Source organism: Caballeronia sp. J97, assembly GCF_905220305.1.
GTDB lineage: Bacteria > Pseudomonadota > Gammaproteobacteria > Burkholderiales > Burkholderiaceae > Caballeronia.
Window position 1 is genome coordinate 18,925 of sequence record NZ_CAJMZL010000024.1, and the last position, 15,164, is coordinate 34,088.

Here is a 15,164-nt window from a genome sequence, read left to right on the forward strand (position 1 = left end):
CGCTCGCTTCGGCGGGCGGCCTGCTCGCCTGCACCGGCTTGACCGGACTCACACGGACCAGGACGAGCGGCATGGCGTCCGCAAGAAACCCGCGGACGCTGCGGCATCGCATAAGGAGAACCGAGAGATGTATTCCCCAGGACACGCTGGAGCCAACGCCTACGCACGCGTGGGCGTGCAGACGGGGGTGATGGGAGCGAGCCCGCACCGGCTGATCGTGATGCTGTACCAGGGCGCCCGCCAGGCGATCGCGCAGGCGCGCATGCACATGCAGCAGAACAATGTGGGCGCGCGCGGCACGGCGATCAGCAAGGCGATCAGCATCATCGAGAGCGGTTTGCAGCAGGCGCTCAACAAGGATGCGGGCGGCGAGATCGCGCAGCGGCTGGACGCGCTTTACACGTATATGACGCGCCGGCTACTCGAGGCGAATCTGAAGCAGGACGAGACGATGCTCGTCGAAGTCGACAACCTGCTCGCGACGCTCGAGGATGCCTGGGTCGGAATTGGACCGGAAGTGGCGCAAATGACCGCGGTGCCCGTTTGACGGGAATGCGCGTCGACTGCCTCGAAAGAATGAAGACGACACAAGAATATTTCGCCCACTACGAAGCCATCGCGGCGGTTTCCGGCCAGATGCTGGCGGCAGCGCGCGGCGGCGAATGGAGCGAGCTGAAGGCGTTGCAAGGCACCTACCGCGAGCTGGTCGAGCGGCTGAAGGAAGTCGATTCGGGCTCCGAACTCGACGAAAACGCCCGCGCCCGCAAGCTGGACCTCGTGAAGAAGATTCTCGCCGACGACGCCGCGATCCGCGATCTGACATCGCCGAGCCTCGCGCGCCTGTCCGCGCTCTTCACGGTCAACAGCCCGGCGCGCGTACTGAAAAAAATGATCGGACTGCGCTAGACGCGGTTCGCGCCGGGACCGTATGGCCCGGCGGGCGCCATAAAAGGATGCGGGCATGACAGGACTCGATACCGCGATCGCATCGTTGCTCGCCAGCCGCACCGAGCTCCTTCTGTCCGCGATCCGCGCGCCGGCCGGCGTCGCCGGCGGCGGCGTGACCGGCGCGAGCGTCGGGCAGACGACGCAGACCGACCTTGCGCAGATCATCCGCGCGACTGCCGATGCGGCCACGCCGGCGGCATCGGCGCAAACCGCGTTCTCCAGCGTCGCGCGCACGCTCGACGTGATTTCGCGTTTCGGCGGCGCGACGCCCGCGCTGACGAGCGACGCCCCGCTGTGGCCGACGCCGCCGCGCCCGGCAAGCGCCTTCGCCGCGCTCACGACGGGTCTCTTCGATACCGCTTTCTCTTCCAACGCAGCCGCCGTGGCGGCCGCGCGCGCCGCGACGCACAACTTGCCGCCGCTGCCCGCCGCCGCGCTCGCGAGCGCGCTCGCAAAAACCGTCGACGAAAGCGGACTCTTCTACGAATCGCATCTGGTGCAATGGCTCGCCGGCCAGCGCAGCGCCGCGTCGCTCGGCAACGAGCCGCAGGCGCGCGCCGACGTGCGGTCGATGTCCCTGCCGTTCGATTTCGCCCACGCCCCTACGCCCGGCGACACCGGCCTCGACGACGCCCGCGCGCCGCAGTTCGCACCCGATCCGCCGGTCGCGACGCCGCGCACGCCGCAGCAAGCGGCCGCGCTCGCGGCGTCGGTGCGCGATGCGCCGCCGGCCGCGCTGTCGATGTCGCAAAACGGCAACGCGGCGGGCGTTGCGAACGCGCAGGCCGCGCAGCCGAGCCAGCATGAATCGGCGCTGCAGGCGTCGGCCGCGGCGGGCATCCATCCGGCGACGCTCAATGTCGTGCGCCAGCAACTCGACGTGCTCGCGAACCAGCAGTTCCGCTGGCAGGGCGAGGCGTGGCCCGGCACGCGCTTCGAGTGGGAAGTCGCCCGCGAGACGCGCGATCCGCGCACCGCCGACGACGGTCCCCCCGACGAACATGCGTGGCGTACGCGCATCACGCTGTCGCTGCCAGCGCTCGGCACAGTGGACGCCGAACTCGTGCTGGCGGGCGAAAAGCTCGTCGCGCGCGTCAAGGCCGGCGACGCGGGCGCGCGCCGCCTCGCATCCGACGGCGCCGCGTTCGCGCGGCAGCTCGAAGCGGCGGGGATCACGCTGGCGTCGCTGTCGGTGCGCTCGATGGACGGCTCGACCGATCTCGCGCTTTCCGGCGACCAGAGCGCGGCGAAAAAGCCGGTGCGCTCGCCGCTCGAACATCTGTTCCGCCCCCCGACGGGCGATGGGAGCACGACATGAGCGCGCAGGATCAGCCGCCGTACACGCGCCGACAGGCGACCGCGCTCGCCTACGATGCGGGTAATCGCGAGGGAACGCCGCGCGTCGTCGCCAAGGGCTACGGGATGGTCGCGGAAATGATCGTGCAACGCGCGAAGGAGGCGGGGCTGTACGTTCACGAATCGCCGGAGATGGTGTCGCTGCTGATGCAGGTCGATCTCGACGCGCACATTCCGCCCGCGTTGTATCAGGCGGTGGCGGAATTGCTGTCGTGGGTGTATCGGCTGGAGAACGAGGAACCGATGCGGGAAACGGGGAGGGGGATTCGCTGAATTCAAGGCGATGCTCCATCGCGGACTTCGAAAAGGCCGGGAGAGGCCAGCATTCCGAGCGACCATTCCCTCGACATCGATTGAAGCGCAGCCAGCGTTGCTTTGCGAAATGCTGGCTTAACGGCGTCGGATGCGTCAGCCGTCATCTTCTAGTGATCGACCAGTGCGCGGCGCTCCGCTCGCTCGAAATCAAAACTTTCTCGGGATCGAAATTTCGCGAATCGCCCCGGGTATCAAGTCACTCTCCTTCTTCGAAAGCGTGGTTTTCTCGACCTCCAGTGCGAAGCAAGTCATTCCATCTTTGTTCGGACATATTAGAAAAAAATCCGGAACGGTTCGCTTCTCGCCGTCACCATAAATGGAATTTACGTACGCGATGGTACCTACCCAATCGATACCCCGAAATTCTCTCTGCCATTCAATCGTTCTGGTGTATCGGCCACCCGAATCTTCGGCCTGAATCTCCGCGCGAGCGGTTGTCCTGTGGGCTGTATCGGGGCTAGATCCAGTCGTGCTAGCGATAAAACAGCTAAATGAGAACTTGGCATGGATCGCTCTCCGGAACGGATCGACATCAAGATAGATAACCACTGACATGATTTGATTTTCAATCCGTGACGCAGACGATTTGACGTGCCTCAACAACTTCTCACCGAGTTTGTATCCGCATTGGTTCTCAAGCATTGAAAGATCTACATTTAAATGTGGCTCCCCATGCCATGCTGTTTGAGCATTGGCGAACTGATTTGGAGCAAGAATTACGGCGAGCGCGACGAGAATATTCTTCATCAAATCTTTCTTTTTACGAAGTATTCTGGCCACGAATTATTTTCTCCACTCCGCCCTTTGAAGGAGACGACATCAGCCAACAAAAGCATCGCATTGATAAAGGATATTGATCGATCCACGAGTCCGTTCATAGCAGGTGGGCTTTTCCCGGTAGCTCCGGGAAAATTAACCGCCGCAGCACAATTCGCAAAGGACTGGTTGTAGTACCAGACCCTGAGTCCAGCGCTAGTTCGAATCTCTTTCCTTTCGTTCGAGCCAGATATGTCCGCATATCTATTAGCACTATCGACCTGCGGGCGTGACGGATTGTGCGTTGTCGGCGCGGATTTTCCCGGCCAAACCCAGTAAGCGCCCGCGCTGTGACTCGCATGGAAAGCATCTCTGCCAAGTTCGTTTCGCCAATGTACCTCCTGTGGACCGGGAGGCAAATTCGGATGTCTGCCAAGGAATCTGAAATACTTGTAGTAATTGTTATTGCCTTGTCCCATGTCGCCATTTGGACTGGTTAACTGAAGAAAGCCACGCCCGAACCAACCCTGATGCAGGTCGATCGCGTCATCTGCGCGATTTCCCTCCGTAAGATAATGAAACCACCCGGTTTCCTGAGTCGCATTGCCCATGAAACACGCTTGTCGTACCGGACTGTCAATTTTGAACTTCCGCATCGCGTAATTCAGATGCACTCGGTGACGTTGTAGTAGGGCGGAAGCAAAGGCCAGGTTAGGTGACTCCCAAACCCCTTGATGAGTCGAGTTGTGTGAGCCAGGTTTCCTTATAACAAATTGCGGAATGAGTTGTAGCATCTCCTTTTCACTAAGCCACCCACACTTTCTGAAATGCCGAATAAATGCCAGTGGATGAAAGAACCAAAACCTTTTTCCTTCGCCGAAAGGGGTGCGCTCCATGAACTGACACTGCTTCGCGAACTTGATGAAGTTCTCATAGCCGTGCGGATCCTCTTCTCGTCGCTTGCCGAAGAAGCCGTCTGCTTCTTTCAGGTTTCGGAAGCGTTCTTCATTGATGCTCGCATCCCATTCGCTGCGGGCATGGCACACGAAACCCCTCAGCCTGGTTCGCGCGTCGGCGTGAAGCTGCACGAAGGCCGAAATTCGCTCGTCGTGACTGTATGCGGGCGGCATGTACGAGAGTCCGTCCGGAATACCGGTGATCTCGCACAGCGCGTCATAGCCGCATAGACCGTCCCGATCGAAGGGCGTATTGCCGTCCTCGATTTTCTGCCAGTCCTTGAAGAACGGAAAATCGGCGTCCGAGAGCTTTTGAATGGATGCATGATTGACGTCGATGTAACCCGTCTTGCCGTGATCGAACGGCACTGCGACCCATGTCGCTCGCGCATCGGCGGCCAAAAGAGGGTTCTCCGTACCCAGAATTCGTCCGAAGCGCAGCAATTCGAAGCCTTCGCTCGGACACGTTTCGTACAGTCTGGTCGCGCGCTCATAGAGCTTGTATTCATATTCGGCGCATTTGTCCTGAATTGGCTCAGGCGTGAGAGAGACGAGCCTTCCGTCGCCGTTGTCGATCCACGCACGCATAAACCGTTCGCCGCGGCTGAAGAAAGCTTCGACGTATAGCGTCCTGCTGTGATCGAGCGCACCTGCGTCCAGTCTGGGAAAAAACGGCGATTCCGTGTTTCCCGGCGGCATGCTAACGAACGCTAACCCGGCAGGAATGACGAAATACGTGTGCCCCCAATAGTCCTTCGATCCCGGAGTTCGGGGATGCCCTTGTCCTAAGGCGGTCCTTCGCCCCTCTTGCTCGAACCATGCTGAGAAATCGTCTTCCGCCATGAAGATTTCAAAGTGCAGATGGCGATGACCCTGATACTTCCCGACGTAGCCCAACTGATCTTTCCGATACACCTTCTTGCCGCCGCCTGCCTGAACTCCAGCGCTGTCGGCGAGCAGCCACGCCGGCAGCGCGTTGGGCGAAGTCTCTGGCGGCGCCTGAGTGATCAGGGGCTGCGGCGCCAACTCGTTCAAGCTGACGGTATCGAGCAAATGCATGTACAGCGAATAGAACGTGATCGTCCGGTCTTCTCCGGTATCGGTGACGTGTTTGAGCAAAACGAAGCCGATGTTGCTGTTCAGTGCTTCGCTGCCATTTGCAGCCTTCTGTCCGTCGCCCACCGCATTCTTCGCGACACGATAGGCGACTACTTCGCCGTCCGCGATGGCGCGCACCGGCTCTGTCTGCCCGCGTCCGCCGTACGGCACGAGGTGCATGCCGCAATGCCAGCGACGATCGAAGGCGATGGGGAAGACGCCACTGTGAAGCAGCTCATATCCGTCGACCGCGTCCATCATCGGATCGGTCTTCCATTTTTGGGTGGGCGTGTTGAGTCCTTCGACGGGCAGGAACGGCGGGCTGATGATCATGGTCGACGCATGTGATGCCGCGTCCGCGACGTGGCGATCGTGCGATTCTCATTCCGACCGGTGCAGAGGTAAATAGCTTGAAATGACCGGCTGGTCGAATTCAGACTTTTCGTGGACTGGCCCGCGCTGAAACAAATAACGAGCAGCGCTGCTACGCCCCAAACGCCCGCGTCACGATCCTCGCGTGATCGAAACGCGCGGGCAGCGTCCCATACACGCGGCCGGTTTCACCGCGCGCATCGCCGAGACGGGATTCGATGAACGCATCGGCGACATCCTGCGGCGCATACCGCGCCAGCAGCACGCCTTGCGCGCACAGGACCAATTGCTGTGCGATGCGCCGCGCCGACGCTTCCCGCGCCGATGGGTCGCCCGTCAGGATCGCCAGCAACGACGACAACGCGCCCGCCAGCACCGGATGCCCGGCGGCCGTCGTCTTCCAGTCGTCGATAAGCGCATGCGCGGCGTCCTGCTCGCGCTCGAACGCGCGCAGCACGTCGAGACACATCACGTTGCCCGAACCTTCCCAGATCGAATTGACCGGCGCTTCCCGATAGAAGCGCGCCATCGGCCCGGTCTCGACGTAACCGTTGCCGCCCCAGACCTCCATCGCCTCGCCGGTGAATTCGAGCGCGCGCTTGCACACCCAGAACTTCGCGGCCGGCGTCACGATGCGCCGCCACGCACGCTCGGCGAGCGCTCCGCCCGGCGCGGCGCTCTGCTCGAACGCGCCCGCGAGCCGCATGAACAGAACCGTTGCCGCTTCGGATTCAAGCGCGAGATCGGCGAGCACGTTGCGCATCAGCGGTTGATCGACCAGATGCGCGCCGAACGCGCTGCGATGCCGCGCGTGGTGGATCGCCTGCACGAGCGCCGCGCGCATCAGCGCCGCGCTGCCGATCACGCAATCGAGCCGCGTGAAGTTCGCCATCTCGATGATGGTCGGAACGCCGCGCCCCTCGTCGCCGATCATCACGCCGTAGGCATCGAGGAATTCCACTTCGCTGCTCGCGTTCGAGCGGTTGCCGAGCTTGTCTTTCAGGCGCTGGACCTGGACCGCGTTCTTGCGGCCGTCCGGCGCGAAACGCGGCACGTAGAAGCACGACAGGCCGCCATCGTCGGCGGTGCGGGCGAGCACGAGATGCGCGTCGCATTGCGGCGCGGAGAAGAACCATTTGTGACCGACCAGCCGATAAGCGCCGCCGCGTCCCGGCGCACCGAGCGCGTACGCGCGCGTGCGGTTGCTGCGCACGTCGGAGCCGCCCTGCTTTTCGGTCATGCCCATGCCGACCATCATCGAATGCTTGCCGGCTTCCAGCGGAATGTCGCGCGGATCGTGCTCGCGCGCGAGCAGCGGACGGGCGATCCGCGCGAACAGGTCCGGTTCGTTGCGCAGAACCGGAATGCTCGCAAAGGTCATCGTGACCGGACACAGCGAGCCCGATTCGAGCTGGCCGTGCAGATAGTAGCCGGCACAGCGCGCGGCCATCGACCCGGCGCGCGCGGACGGCTCGAACGGCATCGCGTGCAGTCCTGCGTGCCGCAGACGCAGCAGCAGCTCGTGCCAGGCCGGATGAAACTCCACGGCATCGATGCGCTCGCCGCGCGGACTATGCGTCGCGAGTTCCGGCTCGTGCCGGTTGGCGAGATCCGCGAGCGCGACGGCGTCCGGCTGCGTCAGCGCCATCCCGTCGCGCGACAGCGCCTCGCCATGCCATTGCGCGCCTTCGCGCTCGACGGCGGCGACGAGCGCCCGATCGAATGCGAAAGCGTCATAACCGACGAGCGGCGACGCCTGATTCGTAACGTCGTGTGTCTGCCCGAACGGGCGATCGGCAGGATCGGACATCCTCTGTCTCCTTGCATGCGCGGATCGGCGGCGCGGTGAATCGTCACTGTCGGGCGGGCGCAACAGTGGACGCGGTGCGATTCGGCCAATCGAACGCCATCTCGAATTCAAGAATCATAGGCTGCGCATTCGCCGGACGTGAAGAGGCTTCGTTCTTCTCAGGTTTGCGCATGCGCTTACAACGCGCGCGCGTGGAGCGCGGCCATCTGAGAGAAATCCGATTGTTAGGCCGACGCCGACGACGCACAGGAGCCCGAACCTATAATCGGCTCGCCTAATTCCGGCGGATGCAGTAACGCCTTTCACGGAAGTAATCACCAATGAGCATCAACCTCAATCAACTTGTCCAGGGCGCTTTGACAGAGAGCGTGTTGCAGCACATCGCCGGGCGCATTGGCTGCGCGCCGGAATCCGCCAAGCGCGTGGTGTCGCTGTACGGACCGGCGCTCATCGGCGCGATGATGAACAAGGCGTCGTCGCTCGAAGGCGCGCGCAATCTGTTCGCGGCGATCATGTCGCCGGGAACGAACGCGCTGATCGCGGAAGAACTGCCCCATTTCGTCGTGCAGGACGACGGTTTCAAAACGCTCGTCGATTCCAGCGCAAAGGCTGATGCGGCGATCGCATCGCGCGACAGCCTCGACGTGCTCGCCGAACGCGTCGCCGAATACACGGGCGTGGCGGTCGGCGCCACGCGCACGCTCGCAGGCGTCGTCGGCGCGACGCTTTTCGGCGTGCTCAAGCGCTATCTCTCGCAGCACAACGGCAATCCCGGCCAGCTTCCGACACTGCTCGGCCATCAGTTGCCGGTCGTGCGCGCAAACATGACAGACGCGTTCGCCAGCGCGCTCGGCCTCGGTTCGGTCGGCGCGTTTCTCGCCGGTGTCGCGTCGCGGCTGAAGGCCGTGTCGGCACATCTCGACCATCCGGCGACGCACGAAGCCGTGGCGTTCTCGCAGCCGCAGGAAGTGCCCGCTGCCGCGCCCGAACAGCCGGTGAAGGAGAACGCCGGGAAGAAGAAGTGGTGGTGGATCGCGCTCGCCGCCGCGCTCGCCCTGCTCGCGATTCTGCTCGGGCGCGGTTGCTCGACGGAGAAGCCGGACGATACGGCGCCAGCTGCGAAGCCGGACGCGGCTTCCGACGCGCACGCCAACGCAACAACGGCTGCGGCAGCCGTCGATCAGTCGTCGGCCACCGCCGTGCAGCCGACCAAGGACGCGACGATGTCCTTCGCCGTCGATGCATCCGGCACGCCCACGCTGACCGCCACGGTCAACAGCGAGCAGGAGCGCCGCCAGTTGATCGACGCGCTCGCAGCGAAGCTCGGCGCGGACAAATTCAAGGCGGACATCACGGTCGATCCGGACACGAAGCCGGCCGCCTGGATCGGCAAGCTCGACGGCCTGTTTCCGGTCATGGCGCTGCCGGGCGCGCAAGTGCGGGTTGCCGGCGACCAGATCGACCTGAGCGGCCGCGCCGGCGATCCGGCGCTCGGCTGGAAGGACAAGCTGAAGGCGTTCTTCGGCGACGGCTGGACGATCGCCGCAACCGACACGAGCGCTGCGGAAAAGACCCTCGCTGCCTCCGATGCGCGCGCCGCGGCGACCTGCGCCGCCAAGGACGTCGCGAAGAATCTGAACCTGCGTCCGATCAACTTCGGCTTCGCGTCGAACGCGCTGCCGCGCGCGGCGCTGAACGAACTCGCCGAATCGGCGAAGGCGTTGAAGGATTGCAATGCAGCCGGCCAGCCGATCAAGCTGCAAATCGGCGGCTTCACGGATAGTTCGGGCGATTCGGCGGTGAATCTCCACTTGTCGGAAAAGCGAGCCCGGGCCGTGCGCTCGTATCTGATCCAGCACGGCGTGCCGGCGAATACGCTGACGGCAGAAGGCTTCGGCGATGCCTACCCGCGCGGCGACAACGCTACGCGTGAAGGTCGCGCGACGAATCGCCGGATCGAGTTCAAGGAACTGAACTGATCCCGGAAAACGTCCGGAAACGGTAGTGAAAAAAGCGCCGGCCCGCTCATCGCGGACCGGCGCTTTTCGTTTGGGGCGCTGGCGAATCAGTTTCCGGGTGCGCCGGATCGCCCGCGTGGGAAGCCATCGGCCATGAAATCCTGATCGAGATTGGCGGGCAGCATCTCCCGCGCGACTTCGATCCACGCGCGCGCCGCGTGCGACAGATAGCCGTTGCGCCGCCAGCCGAGCGCCATGTCCCAGTGAATTTCCGGCGCCACGACCGGGCGGCAGGTGAACGCGGCGGCGTCGAGGCGGCGGCAGTACGGCGCGGGCAGCAGCGCGATGCCGATGCCCGCCTGCACGAGCGCCGCCATGAAGTCCCAGTGCCCGCTGCGGCCGACGATCGTCGGCGCGAAACCCGCCTCGCGGCACGCGCTGAGCACGACATCGTTCAGCGCGAGGCTCTCGCCGTAGAACACGAACGGCTCGGCCGCGAGATCGGTGAGCGCGACCTCGCGGGCATCGTCCCAGCGCGAGCCCTTGGGCGCGACGAGCCACAGAATCTGCCGGCTGACCGGCAGAATGTCGAACATCTCCGTGTCGACGGGCTGCAATACGCCGCCCAGTTCCAGCTCGCCGTCGATCAGCGCGGCCTCGATCGCCTTCGAGCCGCGCTCGAACAGCTTGAGCTCGACTTTCGGATAGCGGCGTCGAAACGTGGCGATGGCGGGCGTGAACAGCGATCCGCCCATCGGCGGAATACCGATCGTCAGCGTGCCGCGCCCGAATGTGCCGAGATCGTTCAGTTCGGCTTCCAGGCGCGCGTGCGCAGCCAGCACCTCGACGCCACGCTGATAGACGATCTGCCCCGCATCCGTCAGCACCATCTGCCGGCCCTCGCGCAAAAGCAGCGGCGAGCCGACCTCATCCTCCAGCGCCTTCACCATTTTGCTGATGGTCGGCTGGGTCACGAACATGTGCTCGGCCGCAGCAGTGAAGCTCTTCTGCTTGACCACTTCGATGAAGTACCGCAAGGCGCGCAATTCCATCGTCGGCTCCCGAATTCCAGTTTGGAATGATTTTGATAAGATTAAGTCATTTTTATTATGCAAGGGGCGCCCATATACTTCGACTACGGGATAACCCTAATCGATTGTTTTCACCGCACAAGAGCCCGCCATGTCCGCCGCCCTTTCGACCAATACGCCGTCCGCCTTCGCCCGCTTCCTGCGCACCGCGGTGCAGTCCGCCGCGCTCGCGGGGATCTGGGTCGTGGCGGATTTCGTCGCGCGCAAACTGGCGCTGCCGGTGCCGGGCGGCGTGATCGGCCTCGTCGCGCTGCTCGCGCTCCTGTTCTGCGGCGGCATCGCGCCCCGCTGGGTCAAGGCGGGCGCGGACTGGCTGCTCTCCGACATGTTGCTGTTCTTCATTCCGGCGGCCGTCGCGGCGGTTCAGTACGGCGGCCTCCTCATGGAAGACGGCTGGCGGCTCGCGCTCGTGGTCGTCGGCGGAACGTTGATGGTGATGGTGGCCGTCGCGTTCGCCGTCGACCGTGCGGCGCGCCTCGAACGCCGTCTCGCGCTGCGCCGCGTGCTAGTCGCTCGTCATGCGGCCCGCGCCTGAGCGAGCGGACATGAATCACTTTTTCGCCTCCTTGCTCGAAGACGACGCCGCGCGCCTGATCGCGGCGGGTTGCTTCGTGCTGACCGTCGCGCTGTATTTCGCGGCCAAGCGCCTCTATGCGCGCTTCAGACGGCCCTGGCTCACGCCGCTTCTGGCCGTGCCGGCGGTGCTGGCGATCATCGTCGTGGCGGCGCGCATTCCGTACTCGGTCTATTACACCGACACGCGCTGGCTCATGTGGCTGCTCGGCCCGGCGACGGTCGCGTTCGCAGTCCCGATCTACGAGTACCGCGAACTCATCAAGCGGCACTGGATTTCGCTCACCGTCGGCGTGACGGTCGGCATTCTGGTGGCGGTCGGCGGCTCGCTCGCGCTCGCGAAGCTGCTGCATCTTTCGCCGGAATTGCAGCGCAGTCTCGCGACGCGTTCGGTCTCCACGCCTTTCGCGCTCGCCGTCTCCGACAGGATTCACGCGCCGAAGGACCTGACCGCGCTCTTCGTGATCGCGACGGGCGTCTGCGGCATGCTCTTCGGGGAGATCGTGCTGGCGCTCGTGCCGTTGCGCACACGGCTCGCGCGCGGCGCGCTGTTCGGCGCCGCGGCCCATGGCGTCGGTACGGCGAAGGCGCGCGAACTGGGGAGCGAAGAGGGCGTCGTCGCGAGTCTCACGATGATGATCGCCGGGGTCGCGATGGTGCTGCTCGCGCCGCTCCTGTCGGCTCTGCCGTTCTGATCGCGGCCCGCGCGAAAGCCCATATCCGCGTCTCGAAATCCCGTTCGCCACACGAGACTTTGCTACAATCGACGCTCGCCTCCGAGGAGCGTTGCGACGGGCAATCATTGAACATTTGCTCGCCAGGCTCGGAGGCCTTCAATCCGGACGGTTCGAAAGCGCCATGCAATCAAGGCGCCCGCTGAGCCACCGCATCGAACGGCGCTCACGTCAACATTTCTAGTCTTTTTAGAAAAGGAGGGCGTGATGAACGCCGCAGTTCTCGATTCCAAAGATTCCAACGATTACATCGTCGCCGACATGTCGCTCGCCGCATGGGGCCGCAAGGAACTCGACATCGCCGAAACGGAAATGCCGGGTCTCATCCAGACGCGCGAAGAGTACAAGGCGCAGCAGCCGCTGAAGGGCGCGCGCATCGCCGGTTCGCTGCACATGACGATCCAGACGGGCGTCTTGATCGAGACGCTCACGGCGCTGGGCGCGGACGTGCGCTGGGCATCGTGCAACATCTTCTCGACGCAGGATCACGCAGCCGCCGCGATCGCGGCGGGCGGCACGCCGGTGTTCGCATTCAAGGGCGAATCGCTCGACGAATACTGGGAATTCTCGCACCGCATCTTCGAATGGCCGAACGGCGAGTTCGCCAACATGATTCTCGATGACGGCGGCGACGCGACGCTCCTGCTCATCCTCGGCGCGAAGGCGGAGAAGGACCGCTCGGTCATCGGCAAGCCGACGAACGAGGAAGAAGTCGCGCTGTACAAGTCCATCGGCAAGCATCTCGACGCCGATCCGACGTGGTACTCCACGCGCCTTTCGCACATCCAGGGCGTGACGGAAGAAACGACCACGGGCGTGCACCGCCTGTATCAGATGGAGAAGGAAGGCCGCCTGCCCTTCCCGGCCATCAACGTCAACGATTCGGTCACGAAGTCGAAGTTCGACAACCTGTACGGCTGCCGCGAGTCGCTCGTCGACGGCATCAAGCGCGCGACCGACGTGATGATCGCGGGCAAGATCGCGGTCGTCGCGGGTTACGGCGACGTGGGCAAGGGCTGCGCGCAATCGCTGCGCGGTCTGGGCGCGACGGTGTGGGTCACGGAAATCGATCCGATCTGCGCGCTGCAAGCGGCGATGGAGGGCTACCGCGTCGTGACGATGGAATACGCCGCCGACAAGGCCGACATCTTCGTGACCGCGACGGGCAACTACCACGTCATCAATCACGATCACATGAAGGCGATGCGCAACAACGCGATCGTCTGCAACATCGGCCACTTCGATTCGGAAATCGATATCGCGTCGACGCGCCAGTACACGTGGGACAACATCAAGCCGCAAGTCGATCACATCGTGTTCCCGGACGGCAAGAAGATCATCATTCTGGCTGAAGGCCGTCTCGTCAATCTCGGCTGCGCGACGGGCCATCCGTCGTTCGTGATGTCGAACTCGTTCACGAACCAGACGCTCGCGCAGATCGAACTGTTCTGCCAAGGCAAGAAGTACGAGAACAAGGTCTACGTGCTGCCGAAGCATCTCGACGAGAAGGTCGCGCGCCTGCACCTCGGCCGCATCGGCGCGGAGCTGACCGTGCTGTCGGACGAGCAGGCCGGCTACATCGGCGTCGACAAGAACGGCCCGTTCAAGCCGAACCACTACCGCTATTAATCGCAAGGCGGTGGCAGTACCTTGCGCGGGCGTGAGAACCACGCCCGCGCGTTTCAATGCATCAACCGGAGATTCCTCGATGACCGTGCTGCTGACCTGGCTGATCAACGCGCTCGCGCTGCTGATCATCACCTACCTCGTGCCGTCGATTCACATTCGCAGTTTCGGCACGGCGCTCATCATCGCGGTGGTGTTGGGTCTCATCAACGCGATCATCCGCCCCGTCCTCATCATCCTCACGCTGCCGGTGACGATCGTCACGCTCGGGCTTTTCATACTCGTCGTGAATGCGCTGTGTTTCTGGCTGTGCTCGTCGCTGTTGAAGGGCTTCGAAGTATCGGGCTTCTGGTCCGCGTTCTTCGGCTCGATTCTGTACAGCATCGTGTCGTGGCTGCTGTCGGCGCTGATTTTCGGGAATCGCAATTTCGGTTGACGTTGGAGTGCGGGCGCTGCCGTCCGTCATAAAACATCATGAAACCGATCGAACTTTCATTCGAGTTTTTTCCGCCGAAGACGAAGGAAGGCGTCGACAAGCTGCGCGCTTCCCGCGCCGAGCTGAAGACGCTTTCGCCGAAGTTCGTCTCCGTGACCTTCGGCGCGGGTGGCTCGACGCAGCAAGGCACGCTCGACACCGTGCTCGAAATGGCCTCGGAAGGCTTCGAAGCCGCGCCGCATCTTTCGTGCATCGGCTCGTCGAAGGAGAGTCTGCGCGCGATTCTCTCGCAGTATCGCGAGCATGGCATTCGCCATATCGTGGCGCTGCGCGGCGACCTGCCTTCGGGCATGGGCGAAGTCGGCGAGTTGCGCTATGCGTCCGAGCTCGTGGCGTTCATTCGCCAAGAGCACGGCGACTGGTTCAACATCGAAGTGGCCGCGTATCCGGAGTTCCATCCGCAGTCGAAGTCGCCGCGCGCCGATCTCGAAAACTTCGCGCGCAAGGTGAAGGCGGGCGCGAATTCCGCGATCACGCAGTACTTCTTCAACGCCGACTCGTACTTCAAGTTTGTCGAGGAAGCGCGCAAGCTCGGCGTCGACGTCCCGATCGTGCCGGGCATCATGCCGATCACGAACTTCACGCAACTGATGCGCTTCTCCGACATGTGCGGCGCAGAAGTGCCGAAGTGGATCGCGCGCCGGCTGGAAAGCTTCGGTGACGATCGCGAGTCGATCCGCGCATTCGGCGTCGACGTGGTGACGGGCCTGTGCCGCCGCCTCATCGACGACGGCGCGCCGGGGCTGCACTTCTACACGCTCAACGGCGCGTGGGCCTCGAAGACGGTTTGCGAGCGTCTGGGCTTCAAAAGCGTCTGACCTGCATCAATGTTTCACCCGCGCGGCGCTCGCCGCGCGGTTCTTTCTTCTTCCCCTTCGTTTCTCGCCTTTTTGCGCCGGCTTACGTCATCGGGCGCAATATTTCGTCGTCCAATCCATCACCTCCGTGCATGGCCGATAACCTACCCTTATCGAAGTGCCTTTGCCGACAAACTCTACTGGGGAAAACCAACTACGCATGTCACTTTTGTTCGTGCTAGGGTAGCGCCCGACTTCGCACGTGCGCCTCGAAAAAC

The 15,164-nt window shown here is 63.3% G+C and carries 14 protein-coding genes and 1 riboswitch; of the genes, 10 read left to right on the top strand and 4 right to left on the bottom strand.

Features of this window, described 5'->3' with window-relative positions; all coding sequences use genetic code 11:
* Positions 1-127 precede the first annotated feature (127 nt).
* Genes fliS through U4Y90_RS25555 form a run of 4 tightly spaced genes read left to right on the top strand, consistent with a single transcriptional unit; the run spans position 128 to position 2,577 of the window.
* The gene (gene fliS, locus U4Y90_RS25540; protein WP_321798754.1) at positions 128-547 is read left to right on the top strand and encodes a flagellar export chaperone FliS; all 420 of its coding nucleotides are present in this window, start codon (positions 128-130) and stop codon (positions 545-547) included.
* Between the two features lie 29 nt (positions 548-576).
* Positions 577-906 (top strand): flagellar protein FliT, encoded by a 330-nt coding sequence (locus U4Y90_RS25545; protein ID WP_321798755.1) that lies wholly within the window; start codon positions 577-579, stop codon positions 904-906.
* Between the two features lie 55 nt (positions 907-961).
* On the top strand, positions 962-2,266 hold the full coding sequence (locus tag U4Y90_RS25550) for a flagellar hook-length control protein FliK (RefSeq protein ID WP_321798757.1): 1,305 nt from the start codon (positions 962-964) through the stop codon (positions 2,264-2,266).
* Complete coding sequence (locus tag U4Y90_RS25555; RefSeq protein WP_321798759.1) at positions 2,263-2,577, top strand: EscU/YscU/HrcU family type III secretion system export apparatus switch protein; 315 nt, start codon at positions 2,263-2,265, stop codon at positions 2,575-2,577. Before U4Y90_RS25550 ends, U4Y90_RS25555 begins: the two co-directional genes overlap by 4 nt.
* A 189-nt stretch (positions 2,578-2,766) precedes the next feature.
* Here U4Y90_RS25555 and U4Y90_RS25560 read toward each other — a convergent pair whose 3' ends face one another.
* The 3 genes from U4Y90_RS25560 to U4Y90_RS25570 form a co-directional block, all read right to left on the bottom strand.
* A complete protein-coding gene (locus U4Y90_RS25560) occupies positions 2,767-3,366 on the bottom strand; it encodes a hypothetical protein (RefSeq protein WP_321798761.1) in 600 nt (199 codons plus the stop codon).
* Positions 3,366-5,762 (bottom strand): hypothetical protein, encoded by a 2,397-nt coding sequence (locus U4Y90_RS25565; RefSeq protein ID WP_321798762.1) that lies wholly within the window; start codon positions 5,760-5,762, stop codon positions 3,366-3,368. Before U4Y90_RS25565 ends, U4Y90_RS25560 begins: the two co-directional genes overlap by 1 nt.
* 151 nt (positions 5,763-5,913) lie before the next feature.
* Complete coding sequence (locus tag U4Y90_RS25570; protein ID WP_321798763.1) at positions 5,914-7,611, bottom strand: isovaleryl-CoA dehydrogenase; 1,698 nt, start codon at positions 7,609-7,611, stop codon at positions 5,914-5,916.
* A 320-nt stretch (positions 7,612-7,931) separates the two neighbouring features.
* On the opposite strand from U4Y90_RS25570, the gene U4Y90_RS25575 reads away from it, so the two are divergent.
* Entirely contained in the window at positions 7,932-9,590 is a 1,659-nt protein-coding gene (locus U4Y90_RS25575; protein ID WP_321798765.1) for an OmpA family protein, read from the top strand.
* A gap of 86 nt (positions 9,591-9,676) precedes the next feature.
* On the opposite strand, the gene U4Y90_RS25580 is transcribed toward U4Y90_RS25575, so the two are convergent.
* Positions 9,677-10,621 (bottom strand): LysR family transcriptional regulator, encoded by a 945-nt coding sequence (locus U4Y90_RS25580; protein ID WP_321798767.1) that lies wholly within the window; start codon positions 10,619-10,621, stop codon positions 9,677-9,679.
* A gap of 130 nt (positions 10,622-10,751) precedes the next feature.
* Here U4Y90_RS25580 and U4Y90_RS25585 point away from each other — a divergent pair, with 130 nt between their 5' ends.
* The 5 genes from U4Y90_RS25585 (at position 10,752) to metF (ending at position 14,907) form a co-directional block, all read left to right on the top strand.
* Positions 10,752-11,195, top strand: coding sequence for a CidA/LrgA family protein (locus U4Y90_RS25585; protein ID WP_321798768.1), 444 nt, complete (start codon positions 10,752-10,754; stop codon positions 11,193-11,195).
* A 10-nt stretch (positions 11,196-11,205) separates the two neighbouring features.
* Positions 11,206-11,928 (top strand): LrgB family protein, encoded by a 723-nt coding sequence (locus U4Y90_RS25590; protein ID WP_321798769.1) that lies wholly within the window; start codon positions 11,206-11,208, stop codon positions 11,926-11,928.
* A 77-nt stretch (positions 11,929-12,005) separates the two neighbouring features.
* A riboswitch (S-adenosyl-L-homocysteine riboswitch) is annotated at positions 12,006-12,142 on the top strand.
* A gap of 32 nt (positions 12,143-12,174) precedes the next feature.
* Complete coding sequence (ahcY, locus tag U4Y90_RS25595; RefSeq protein WP_321798770.1) at positions 12,175-13,596, top strand: adenosylhomocysteinase; 1,422 nt, start codon at positions 12,175-12,177, stop codon at positions 13,594-13,596.
* Between the two features lie 79 nt (positions 13,597-13,675).
* On the top strand, positions 13,676-14,029 hold the full coding sequence (locus U4Y90_RS25600; protein WP_106853794.1) for a phage holin family protein: 354 nt from the start codon (positions 13,676-13,678) through the stop codon (positions 14,027-14,029).
* 38 nt (positions 14,030-14,067) lie between these two features.
* On the top strand, positions 14,068-14,907 hold the full coding sequence (gene metF / locus U4Y90_RS25605) for a methylenetetrahydrofolate reductase [NAD(P)H] (protein WP_321798772.1): 840 nt from the start codon (positions 14,068-14,070) through the stop codon (positions 14,905-14,907).
* Positions 14,908-15,164: the final 257 nt, after the last annotated feature.

What these genes read in the sequence shown, in the direction of transcription:
- fliS (WP_321798754.1), top strand. Translation starts at nt 128, where the DNA reads ATGTATTCCCCAGGACACGCTGGAGCCAACGCCTACGCACGCGTGGGC.
- U4Y90_RS25570 (WP_321798763.1), bottom strand. Translation starts at nt 7,611, where the DNA reads ATGTCCGATCCTGCCGATCGCCCGTTCGGGCAGACACACGACGTTACG.
- U4Y90_RS25580 (WP_321798767.1), bottom strand. Translation starts at nt 10,621, where the DNA reads ATGGAATTGCGCGCCTTGCGGTACTTCATCGAAGTGGTCAAGCAGAAG.
- U4Y90_RS25560 (WP_321798761.1), bottom strand. Translation starts at nt 3,366, where the DNA reads ATGAAGAATATTCTCGTCGCGCTCGCCGTAATTCTTGCTCCAAATCAG.
- U4Y90_RS25585 (WP_321798768.1), top strand. Translation starts at nt 10,752, where the DNA reads ATGTCCGCCGCCCTTTCGACCAATACGCCGTCCGCCTTCGCCCGCTTC.
- metF (WP_321798772.1), top strand. Translation starts at nt 14,068, where the DNA reads ATGAAACCGATCGAACTTTCATTCGAGTTTTTTCCGCCGAAGACGAAG.
- U4Y90_RS25600 (WP_106853794.1), top strand. Translation starts at nt 13,676, where the DNA reads ATGACCGTGCTGCTGACCTGGCTGATCAACGCGCTCGCGCTGCTGATC.
- ahcY (WP_321798770.1), top strand. Translation starts at nt 12,175, where the DNA reads ATGAACGCCGCAGTTCTCGATTCCAAAGATTCCAACGATTACATCGTC.
- U4Y90_RS25550 (WP_321798757.1), top strand. Translation starts at nt 962, where the DNA reads ATGACAGGACTCGATACCGCGATCGCATCGTTGCTCGCCAGCCGCACC.
- U4Y90_RS25545 (WP_321798755.1), top strand. Translation starts at nt 577, where the DNA reads ATGAAGACGACACAAGAATATTTCGCCCACTACGAAGCCATCGCGGCG.
- U4Y90_RS25565 (WP_321798762.1), bottom strand. Translation starts at nt 5,762, where the DNA reads ATGATCATCAGCCCGCCGTTCCTGCCCGTCGAAGGACTCAACACGCCC.
- U4Y90_RS25555 (WP_321798759.1), top strand. Translation starts at nt 2,263, where the DNA reads ATGAGCGCGCAGGATCAGCCGCCGTACACGCGCCGACAGGCGACCGCG.
- U4Y90_RS25575 (WP_321798765.1), top strand. Translation starts at nt 7,932, where the DNA reads ATGAGCATCAACCTCAATCAACTTGTCCAGGGCGCTTTGACAGAGAGC.
- U4Y90_RS25590 (WP_321798769.1), top strand. Translation starts at nt 11,206, where the DNA reads ATGAATCACTTTTTCGCCTCCTTGCTCGAAGACGACGCCGCGCGCCTG.